General features: G+C 70.1%; 11 protein-coding genes. 5 read left to right on the forward strand and 6 right to left on the reverse strand.

Going from position 1 to position 9,903, the window contains the following annotated elements; translation table 11 throughout:
- Window positions 1–3: 3 nt before the first annotated feature.
- The gene (locus DA085_RS13185) at window positions 4–684 is read left to right on the forward strand and encodes a hypothetical protein (protein ID WP_109473433.1); all 681 of its coding nucleotides are present in this window, start codon (window positions 4–6) and stop codon (window positions 682–684) included.
- 73 nt (window positions 685–757) lie between these two features.
- Here DA085_RS13185 and ku read toward each other — a convergent pair whose 3' ends face one another.
- Window positions 758–1,726 (reverse strand): non-homologous end joining protein Ku, encoded by a 969-nt coding sequence (ku, locus tag DA085_RS13190; protein ID WP_109473434.1) that lies wholly within the window; start codon window positions 1,724–1,726, stop codon window positions 758–760.
- Between the two features lie 17 nt (window positions 1,727–1,743).
- Here ku and ligD (DA085_RS13195) point away from each other — a divergent pair, with 17 nt between their 5' ends.
- Window positions 1,744–2,793 (forward strand): non-homologous end-joining DNA ligase, encoded by a 1,050-nt coding sequence (ligD, locus tag DA085_RS13195; protein ID WP_109473435.1) that lies wholly within the window; start codon window positions 1,744–1,746, stop codon window positions 2,791–2,793.
- Window positions 2,793–3,656 (forward strand): non-homologous end-joining DNA ligase, encoded by an 864-nt coding sequence (ligD, locus tag DA085_RS13200; RefSeq protein WP_109473436.1) that lies wholly within the window; start codon window positions 2,793–2,795, stop codon window positions 3,654–3,656. The genes ligD (DA085_RS13195) and ligD (DA085_RS13200) overlap by 1 nt, the downstream gene beginning before the upstream one ends.
- 195 nt (window positions 3,657–3,851) lie before the next feature.
- Here the strand turns inward: ligD (DA085_RS13200) and DA085_RS13205 are convergent, their stop codons facing one another.
- From DA085_RS13205 to DA085_RS13220, 4 genes are all read right to left on the reverse strand, one after another.
- Complete coding sequence (locus DA085_RS13205; RefSeq protein WP_109473437.1) at window positions 3,852–4,196, reverse strand: histone-like nucleoid-structuring protein Lsr2; 345 nt, start codon at window positions 4,194–4,196, stop codon at window positions 3,852–3,854.
- Between the two features lie 198 nt (window positions 4,197–4,394).
- On the reverse strand, window positions 4,395–4,589 hold the full coding sequence (locus DA085_RS13210) for a hypothetical protein (protein ID WP_109473438.1): 195 nt from the start codon (window positions 4,587–4,589) through the stop codon (window positions 4,395–4,397).
- Between the two features lies 1 nt (window position 4,590).
- Window positions 4,591–6,117, reverse strand: coding sequence for a lysine--tRNA ligase (gene lysS, locus DA085_RS13215; protein ID WP_109473439.1), 1,527 nt, complete (start codon window positions 6,115–6,117; stop codon window positions 4,591–4,593).
- 99 nt (window positions 6,118–6,216) lie between these two features.
- Window positions 6,217–6,831: a methylated-DNA--[protein]-cysteine S-methyltransferase gene (locus DA085_RS13220; protein ID WP_237565494.1), complete on the reverse strand. Its 615-nt coding sequence runs from the start codon at window positions 6,829–6,831 to the stop codon at window positions 6,217–6,219.
- Window positions 6,832–6,878: 47 nt separating this feature from the next.
- Between DA085_RS13220 and DA085_RS13225 the strand changes: the two genes are divergently transcribed.
- Both DA085_RS13225 and DA085_RS13230 read left to right on the forward strand, forming a co-directional pair.
- On the forward strand, window positions 6,879–7,871 hold the full coding sequence (locus tag DA085_RS13225) for an SAM-dependent methyltransferase (RefSeq protein ID WP_109473440.1): 993 nt from the start codon (window positions 6,879–6,881) through the stop codon (window positions 7,869–7,871).
- Window positions 7,872–7,938: 67 nt separating this feature from the next.
- Window positions 7,939–9,042, forward strand: a complete 1,104-nt coding sequence (locus DA085_RS13230) for an NADH-quinone oxidoreductase subunit D (RefSeq protein ID WP_109473465.1) — start codon at window positions 7,939–7,941, stop codon at window positions 9,040–9,042.
- 175 nt (window positions 9,043–9,217) lie between these two features.
- Here the strand turns inward: DA085_RS13230 and DA085_RS13235 are convergent.
- Window positions 9,218–9,903: HNH endonuclease signature motif containing protein (locus DA085_RS13235; RefSeq protein ID WP_154402197.1), on the reverse strand; the 686-nt coding region annotated here is incomplete at its 5' end.

Here is a 9,903-nt window from a genome sequence, read left to right on the forward strand (position 1 = left end):
GCCATGCAGCGTCGCACCCCGGCCGCCCTGTCCCTCCTCCTCCTGACGACGACGGCACTGGCCGCGTGCACCTCGGGGGACGAGGACACGGACGAGACCGCGACCTCCTCGGACGCCCCGACCAACGAGGCAGCCGCGCCGCAGGACCCCGACTGGTTCTGCCGGCTCATCGAGAAGGAGGCCGTCGACGCCGCGACGGGCGGCCGCTCGGACGAGGCCCTCGAGGTCGAGTCGCTCGCCACCAAGGACGAGTACCGGTGCGACGTCGTGGTGCCGACCGACAGTGGTGACACCGAGGTCGCCATGAGCCTGTCCATGCACCGCAACATCCCCAACCTGGCGGACGAGCGCCTGGCCGAGGTGAAGGCCCTCGAGGGCGTCGTCCCGGGGCCGGAGCACCTGGGCGTCTCCTACATCGCGGACACCCTGGCGGTGTCCGTGGTGCCGTGCAAGCCCGAGGCCAACCGGAGCCCGGACACCCCCGAGGTCCCCTACGTCTTCGTGGTGCGCGCGCAGCTGGACACCCAGGGCGCCGCCACGGAGATGCTGCCCGAGTCGCTCACCCGTCTGGTCAAGGAGATGGACATGGCCTACGGCTGCAGCCCGAGCAAGGTCAGCGAGACGGACCAGGAGAGCCGGACCGGGTCCCCCACCGGCGACGCAGGTGTGACCACCGCACCCTGACCAGGGTCAGCCCCCCACCCTGACCAGGGTCGGCCTCCCACCCTGATCGAGGTCGCTACAGCCCTGACCAGGGTCAGCCCGCCTTCTTGGCGCTCGAACCGCTGGACTTCTTGGCGGCCGTCTTCTTGGCCGTGGACTTCTTGGCGGCCGTCTTCTTGGCCGGCGTCTTCGTGCTCGTGGTCTTCTTTGCAGTCGACTTCGCACCGGTCGACTTCTGCCCGCTTCCGGAGTCGTCCTCCGAGGCGTCGCCCTCGCCGCGGGCGGACTTGGCGCGGTCCACGCTGCGCTGCAGGGCGGCGAGCAGGTCCACCACCTCGCCGGAGTCCTCCTCCTCGGCCTGGTCGGGCGACTCGGTCACCTCACCGCCCTCGATCTTGGAGCGCACCAGGGCCTCGACGGCGATCTGGTAGTCGTCCTCGTGCTCCTCGTGCTCGAAGTCGCCGGCCATGGAGTCGATGAGCATCCGGGCCATCGCGACCTCGGAGTCCTTGGGCTCGGACACCTCGTCCAGGTTGTTGAGCTGGCCGGCGTCCCGGATCTCGTCGGGCCACAGCAGGGTCTGCAGGACGATGACCTCGTCGATCACCCGGAGAACCGCCATGGTCATCCGGGTCCGCACCGAGATGGTCACGACGGCGACCCGCTCGCTCTCGCGGAGCGCCTCACGCAGCAGCCCGTAGGCCTTGGCCCCCATGGCGTCGGGCTCGATGTAGTAGGGCTTGTCGTAGAGGATCGGGTCGATCTGCTCGATCGGCACGAACTTCTCGACGGTGATCTCCTTGCTCGACCGGTTGGGCAGCGAGGCCAGGTCCTCCTCGGTGAGGATCACGGACTTGCCGTCCTCGGTCTCATAGCCCTTGGCGATCTCCTTGTAGGGCACCTCCTCACCGTCCGCCTGCGCGACCCGCTTGTAGCGGATCCGGCTCCCGTCGGACCGGCGCACCTGATGGAAGCTCAGGTCATGGTTCTCGGTCGCGGTGTAGAGACGGACCGGCACATTGACCAGCCCGAACGACACGGCACCCTTCCAGATCGCTCTCACTGTTACAGGATGGACCCATGAGACCCATGCTCGCCACCCCGGGCCCGGGGACCGCTGACCGCGCGGGCGTCCCGGAGGGACCGGGCTGGGCGCACGAGATCAAGTGGGACGGCATCCGGCTCATCGCGACCGTCAGGGACGGGGCGCTGCGGCTGACGACCCGCACCGAGCGGGACGTCACGGTGGCCTTCCCGGAGCTGGCCGGGCTGGGGACGCTCGGACACGACCTGGTCCTCGACGGGGAGGCGGTGACCTTCGTCGACGGCGCCCAGTCCTTCAGCCAGCTGGTCGAACGGGTCCACACCACCTCCGCGGCCCGGGCGCGCATGCTCGCAGACCGGCGCCCCACGACATACCTGGCCTTCGACCTGATCGGTCTCGACGGGCTGGACCTGACCCCGCTCCCCTGGTCCGCCCGCCGGTCGGCCCTGGAGGACATCCTCACCGACCGCCCCCGCTGGCAGGTCTCTCCCCAGTATGCCGACGGGCCGGGCCTGTGGCGCGCGACGGCTGAGCAGGGGCTCGAGGGCATCGTCAGCAAGCGTGTGACGAGCACCTACCAGCCGGGGGCACGGAGCGCGGACTGGCTCAAGTTCCCCCACCGCTCCACGGCCAGCCTGGTCGTGGGCGGCTGGCGACCCGAGACGGGGCGCAGCCGGCTGGGCTCCCTGCTCGTCGGGCTCCCGGTGCCCGGCGGGCTCACCTTTCGCGGCCGCGTCGGCAGCGGGCTGGCGGGCCGGGCCGGAGCCCGCCTCGCGGAGCTCATCAGCAGCGTGCCGGTCGGCCCGTGCCCCTTCGTCGACGACGTGCCGGGGCCGGACCGTGCGGGCGCGACCTGGCTGGCCCCGGAGCTGGTGGTGGAGGTCGCCTCGCTCGGCGCGACCACCGGTGGACGGCTGCGCCAGCCGGCCTACAAGGGGTGGCGCAGCGACCTCACGCCCCAGGACCTCACACCACAGGAGGTGGCCACCCAGGACCCCGGCGGGGACCTGGCGGAGACCGGCCCCGGTGACGCTCCACGCTCAGCCTCCGACGAGGCGGGCACCGACGCACAGCGGGAGGACTGATGGCCACCGGTGAGGTGCAGAGCGTGCACGTGGCGGGGCGGACGCTGCGCGTCAGCAGCCTCGACAAGGTCATCTATCCCGCCACCGGCACCACCAAGGGCGAGGTGCTCAACTACTACGTGCAGATCGCCGACCGGCTTCTGCCGCGGCTCGCCGGCCGGCCGGTGACGCGGATCCGGTGGCCGCACGGCGTGGCGGGAGAGAGCTTCTTCGAGAAGAACGTGCCCAGTGGTGTGCCGGACTGGCTGCCCAGGGTGACCATCACCGGTCACGGCTCACGCTCCGGCCGCGCGACAGTGACCTATCCCCTGGTGGAGGACCTCGCGGGCCTGGTCTATCTGGTCAACCTCGGGTCGCTGGAGCTGCACGTCCCCCAGTGGCGGGTGGATGAGGACGGGGCGCCCCAGCCACCGGACCGCCTCGTCATCGACCTGGACCCGGGACCCGGCGCCGGGCTGGCCGAGTGCGCCCGGGTGGCGCTGCTCGTCCAGGAGCGCCTGTCCGCCGTGGGACTGGACGTGGAGCCGGTCACCAGCGGCAGCAAGGGCATGCAGCTGTATGCCGAGCTGGACGGTGTGCGCAGCTCCGACGAGGTCAGCGCCGTGACCAAGGCCCTGGCGCAGCAGCTCACCGAGCAGCACCCCGACCTGGTGCTCTGGCAGATGACCAAGGCCAAGCGGGGCGGCAAGATCTTCCTGGACTGGTCACAGAACAACTCGGCCAAGACGACCATCTGCCCGCTGTCGCTGCGCGGGCGCGAGCAACCGAACGCCGCAGCGCCCCGGAGCTGGGACGAGATCGAGGAGGCCGCGGCCGGCCGGGCGACCCTCACCCAGATGCCGTTCCACGAGCTCCTGGGCTGACGGAGCGAGCCGACGGGCCTACCGCTCCCGACCACGTGCGTTGACGCCGCGAGCCGACGGGCCTACCGCTCCCGACCACGTGCGTTGACGCCGCGAGCCGACGGGCCTACCGCTCCCGACCACGTGCGTTGACGCAGCGAGCCGGCCCGGACCGTGTGGTCCGGGCCGGCTCGGCCGACGTGCTGATCTGGTGCGTCAGTTGCCCATGGCGGCCGCGTAGGCCTCCTGCAGCTCCTTGGAGACGCGACCGCGGTCACTCACCTTGAAGCCGTTCTCACGGCCCCACTCGCGCATGCGGGCGAGCTCGTCGCGGGAGGCTCCGGAGGCGCCACCGACGCGACCTGCGCGGCGGGTCTGACGGCGACCGCCGGAACGACGCGCGACGCCGATCCACTGAGCGAAGTCGTCACGCAGCTTGGCGGCATTGGCATCAGACAGGTCCACCTCGTAGGTCACGCCATCGAGGGCGAACTCCACTGATTCGGTTGCCTCCCCGCCATCGAGATCGTCAACCAGAATCACCTGTACTCGCTGGGCCATGCGCGCTCCTTCGTCTATGACTTCATGGCCGCCTTTGGGCGGCCACGGCAATCTACTATTCAGAATAGCAGGAACGCAAATCATTTGACCCCTGGAGAAATACAACCCGCGCCTCTCGGCTCTACCATGACCAAACTCACAGGTTGCTCACATCTTCCAGTGCGTGCACCGACGCCTCCCGCAAGGCTGCGAATCCCGTTAGTCCTGGGTTGACGATGAGCCGTCTGACTCCTCGCGCATCGCCTCGCGTTCCGCCTCCCAACGGCGTTCGGCGGCGCGCTCACGGCGATCAGCCTCCACGATGCGCTTGAGGATGAGGAAGAACAGAAAGAGAAGCCCGGCCGACGGGATGAGCGCCGCAAGAATCGGCCACACAGTGTCCCACCATGCCATGTCAGACCTCCGGCTTCACAAAGGGGAACAAGATCGTTTCCCGGATGCCGACACCCATGAGAAGCATCAGGATGCGATCGATCCCGATGCCCAGACCACCCATCGGCGGAGCGGCGTGCTCCAGGGCACGCAGGAAGTCCTCGTCGAGCTGCATGGCCTCCGGGTCCCCCTGTGCCGCAAGCAGAGACTGCTCGGTCAGGCGCTGCCGCTGGATGACCGGGTCGATGAGCTCGGTGAAGGCGGTGCCTCTCTCGGTGCCCGCGATAATCAGGTCCCAGGCCTCAATCAGGCCCGGCTTGGTCCGGTGCGGTCGCGCCAGCGGCTGCGCGGCCGCGGGATAGTCGCAGACAAAGGTCGGAGCGACGATTGTCGGCTCCACCAATTCGCCGAACAGCTCGAGAGCGATCTTGGGACCGTCCCAGGCCGCGTCGATCGGCACCTCCCGCTCGGCGGCAATACGAACAAGCTCATTGGTTCCTGTTTCAACATCAACAGCAGTGCCAACCTCCGCCGAAAGGGCGTCATAGAACGGCAACCAGGTCCACTCGGCGTCGAGATCCACGGTGCCGAGTGCGGTCTCGACCTGGCGGGAACCGACTGCCGCATCGGCGGCAGCGAGGACCATTCGCCGGGTGAGATCCGCCATCGTCTCCTGGTCGCCGTAGGCCTGATAGGCCTCGAGCATCGTGAACTCGGGGCTGTGCGTTGAGTCAATACCTTCGTTACGGAAGACCCGACCGATCTCGTAGACCCGTTCAATTCCTCCGACAACCGCCCTCTTCAGGTACAGCTCGAGGGCAATGCGCATCGTCATCGGCATGTCAAAGGCATTGAGCCGGGTGTGGAAAGGACGCGCCGTGGCGCCACCGTGCACCGCCTGCAGGACGGGCGTCTCGATCTCGGTGTAGCCGTCGTCCTCGAGGACACGGCGGATGGCGCGGATCATCGCGGCGCGCGACAGGACCATCTGCCGCGCCTCGTCACGGACGATCAGGTCGACGTAGCGGCGGCGGACCCGCTGCTCCTCGGAGAGGTCCTTGTGGAGCACGGGGAGAGGCTGCAGGGCCTTGCTCGCCATCTGCCAGGTGCGTGCCATCACGGAGAGCTCACCGCGCCGGCTGGAGATGACCCGGCCGTGGACGAACACGTGGTCACCCAGATCGACCAGCGCCTTCCACGAGGCCAGGGACTCCTCGCCGACCTCGGCCAGGCTCAGCATGACCTGGAGGCGGGTGCCGTCCCCGGACTGCAGGCTGGCGAAGCACAGCTTGCCCGTGTTGCGCACGAACACGACACGACCGGACACACCGACCTCGTCGGCGGTCTCCTCACCGGTCTCCAGGTGTCCCCACTGCTCCCGCACCTCGCCGATCGTGTGGGTCACCGGAACGTGGGCCGGGTAGGGCTCCGACCCCTCCGCCAGCATCTGGGCCCGCTTGGCGGTGCGCACCCTGACCTGCTCGGGGACGTCGGAGGCCTGCTCGTCGGTAGGGGCGACCTCGGGCTCGGTGGCGGGGGTGTGAGTCACCGCCTCAGGGTACCCAGCGCAGCCGCAGCTCTCCGAGTTGTGGCCAGCCCACGGACCCCGATGGTGACACACCTCATGCCGACGACCGCGACGGCGGCGTCACCAGAGCGAACGACCGCCCACTCGCTCCTCCAGCGCCAGCAGTGTCCGCTTGCGGTCGATCCCGCCGCCGTAGCCGGTGAGCTGACCGGTGGAGCCCACCACGCGGTGGCACGGGACGACGATCGAGATCGGGTTGCGGCCGTTGGCCAGCCCGACGGCGCGGGACGCGCCCGGGTTGCCCAACCTGGTCGCCAGCTCACCGTAGCTGCGCGTCTCCGCGAACGGGATCGTGAGCAGCTCGGCCCAGACCAGGTGCTGGAACTGCGTGCCCCGGGGAGCCAGTGGCAGGTCGAAGTCGGTCAGCTCTCCGGCGAAGTATGCCGACAGCTGGGTCGCCGCGTCGCGCAGCACCGCGGGGGTCGAGGCGTCCTCCAAACGCACGCGCTCACCCCAGCCGGTGCGATCGGTGTGCCGGTGCACCGCCATGTAGACGCCGGTGAGTGCCGCGCCGTCGCACACCAGCGTCAGCTCCTCGATCGGGCTGTCCACGACCACGTGGTGCGAGCTCGGCCCGGCCGGAGTCCGCCACGGTGTGCCGGGGACAGGCGCGTCAGGGTCCTGCGCACCATCGGCCATGGTGCCGGGAGCGTGTGTGCGGCGGTCGGTCTGCATGCCCCCATCGTGCACCCACGGTCCGACAGGGCAGGCAGACTGGGCCGGTGACCTGGCAGCGGTGGGACGACGCGTGGCGGTCTGCGCTGTACGGGCCGGAGGGCTTCTACCGCCGTTCTGCCCCCGCCGAGCACTTCGCGACGTCCGCACAGGGGCTCGGCACCACCGGTGCGCTGCTCGCGGAGGCGTTGCTGGTCCTCGCGGACCGGCACGGGCTCACCCGCATCGTGGAGGTCGCCGCAGGCCGCGGGGAGCTGCTGCACGAGCTGGCCCGGGCAGACCGTCTGACCCCAGCAGACCCGCAGACCCGCGGTGGCCGCCGGGCTGTCGACCTGGTCGGGGTCGACGTCGTCGTCCGTCCCGATCACCTCCCGGACGGCACGGGATGGCTCCGCTCGCCCGGCGGCCCGGGGCTGCCGGAGGGACTGCGTGACCTCACCGACACCCTGGTCGTGGCCCACGAGTGGCTCGACGTCGTGCCGTGCCCCGTCGCGACCCGGCAGGCCGACGGCACCTGGCGACACCTCCAGGTCCGCCCTGACGGGGCGGAACGCACCGGACCACCGGTGGACGGCGCTGACCTCGACTGGCTGAGCCGTCACGTGCCGGACCACGTGGGACGGGCCGAGGTCGGGCTCCCCCGCGACACGGCATACGCGGAGCTGGTCTCACGGGTGACGCAGGGAGTGGTGCTGGTCGTCGACTACGGCCACACCCGTGACACCAGGCCGCGCGACGGGACGCTGACCGGCTATCGCGACGGCGCACAGGTGACACCGGTCCCGGACGGCTCGTGCGACCTGACGGCCCACGTCGCCGTCGACACACTCGGGGCCGAGCTGCTGCGGACCCAGCGGGAGGCCCTGCACGACCTGCTCGGTCCGGCAGACCTGCCGCCGCACGAGCTCGCCCGGGCCGACCCCGCGGCATACCTGCACAGCCTCAGCCGGGCCAACGCCGTGGCGACGCTGACCCGCCCCACCGGACTCGGCGGGTTCTGGTGGGCCATGACGCTCCGCGGGGCCGGTCACCTCGGCTAGCGTGGGGAGGGTGCCGCACAGAGAACTCGACATCGGGCTGGGGACGGCCGGGCTGACCACTACCGAGATGGTGCTCAACATCGGGCCGCAGCACCCCGCGACCCACGGTGTGCTGCGCCTGCGGATCACCGCCGACGGTGAGCGCATCGTGGCGGCCGAACCGATCGTCGGCTACATGCACCGCGGTGCCGAGAAGCTCTTCGAGGTGCGCGACTACCGGCAGATCATGGTGCTGGCCAACCGTCACGACTGGCTCTCGGCGTTCAGCAACGAGATCGGGGTCGCGCTGACCGTCGAGCACATGCTCGGCATGGAGGTGCCCGAGCGTGCCACCTGGACTCGGACGCTGCTGGCCGAGCTCAACCGGGTGCTCAACCATCTGATGTTCCTGGGCTCCTACCCGCTGGAGCTGGGCGCGATCACGCCGATCTTCTACGCCTTCCGTGAGCGCGAGGAGCTGCAGGCCGTGATGGAGGAGATCTCCGGCGGCCGCATGCACTACATGATCGCTCGCATCGGTGGGCTGCGCGAGGACATCCCGGAGGGGTGGCTGGACCGGGTCGACGAGGCGGTGGCGGCCGTGCGGCGACGGATGCCCGACCTGGAGGGGATGCTGGTCGACAACCCGATCCTGCGCGGCCGCACCGTCGGCGTGGGCGTGCTGACGACGGAGCAGGTTCGGCAGTATGGCGTGTCCGGGCCGATCGCCCGCGCCTCCGGTCTCGACGTGGACCTGCGCCGTGACGAGCCCTACCTGGCGTACGCCGAGCTGTTCGGGCCGGACGGCCCCGGCCGCGTCGTGACGCGAACCGCGGGCGACTGCTACGCCCGCCTCCAGGTCCTGCTCGAGCAGGTGCATGTCAGCCTCGACCTGGCGGACCGGTGCACCGAGGTGCTGCGCGGGCTGCCGGACGGGCCGATCGACGTCAAGCTCCCCAAGGTGCTGCGGGTGCCCGAGGGCGAGCACTACTTCGCGACCGAGAACCCGCTCGGCCTCAACGGCTACTACCTGGTGAGTCGCGGAGACAAGGTCCCGTGGCGGTTGAAGCTGCGGTCCGCGTCGTTCAACAACGTGCAGGTCCTCTCCGAGCTGCTGCCCGGCGCCCTGATCGGTGACATGGTCGCCATCCTGGGCTCGACGTTCTTCGTGGTCGGCGACATCGACAAGTAGGCGGCAGGGAGGACGGCGCTCCCTCGCTCTCGGCGCGGGATCCTCGTGGCACGGCGGGGGATCCTCGTGGCACGGCGGGGGATCCTCGGCGCGGGATCCTCGTGGCGGGGCGGGGGCTGATGTCCGGGCATGGCTGTGGGCCCGGCCGGTGGGGTCGGGCTGTGGGGCGTGGTCGTTATACGTGCCAGGTCACGGTGGACCCTGTGACGGTGGCCATCAGGTCTTGCTCGTGGACCAGGGTGTGGTGCCGCGGACACAACAGCACCAGGAACATGATGTCCGTCCCGCCGCCGCGGCACCACCAGACCAGGTGATGCGCATCGCACCAGGTGCCGGGCACACTGCACCCCGGGTAGGTGCACTGCCCATCACGCACCATCAACGCCTTGAACTGTCCCGGCGTGGCCAACCGCACCGTCCGCCCCAGACGCAACGGCTCCCCGTGCTCACCCAGCACGATCGGCGTGACATCCCCGATACACGCGAACCGGCCCGCCTGGTCCGCGTCCAACACCCGGGACAGGTGCGTGAACGCCGCCCCGACCGGACGGCCCGTGGCCGGGTCAGCCTTCACCGTGACCATCACCGAGGCCCGCCCGCTGGAGGGCGGGGCCCCCGGGTTCGACAAACCACGATTCAGCACCAACCACAACGCGTCATACCGCCGCTGCCCCGGCGACCGCAGATCCAGGCCCCCGTCCCCGTCGGGCTCCGGCGCGGCCAACGGCCCGTTCAACAACCCCTCCCACAACGCCGCGTCGACCTCTGGGGTTGACCCCGTTTCGTGGACATCGGTTAAGCGGCTTGGTCTGCCGCGGTGGTGAGCTGGTGCTCGAAGGCTACCGGGTTGATCTGGCCGAG

It is taken from the genome of Ornithinimicrobium cavernae (genome assembly GCF_003121625.1).
Classification (GTDB): Bacteria; Actinomycetota; Actinomycetes; order Actinomycetales; family Dermatophilaceae; genus Ornithinicoccus; species Ornithinicoccus cavernae.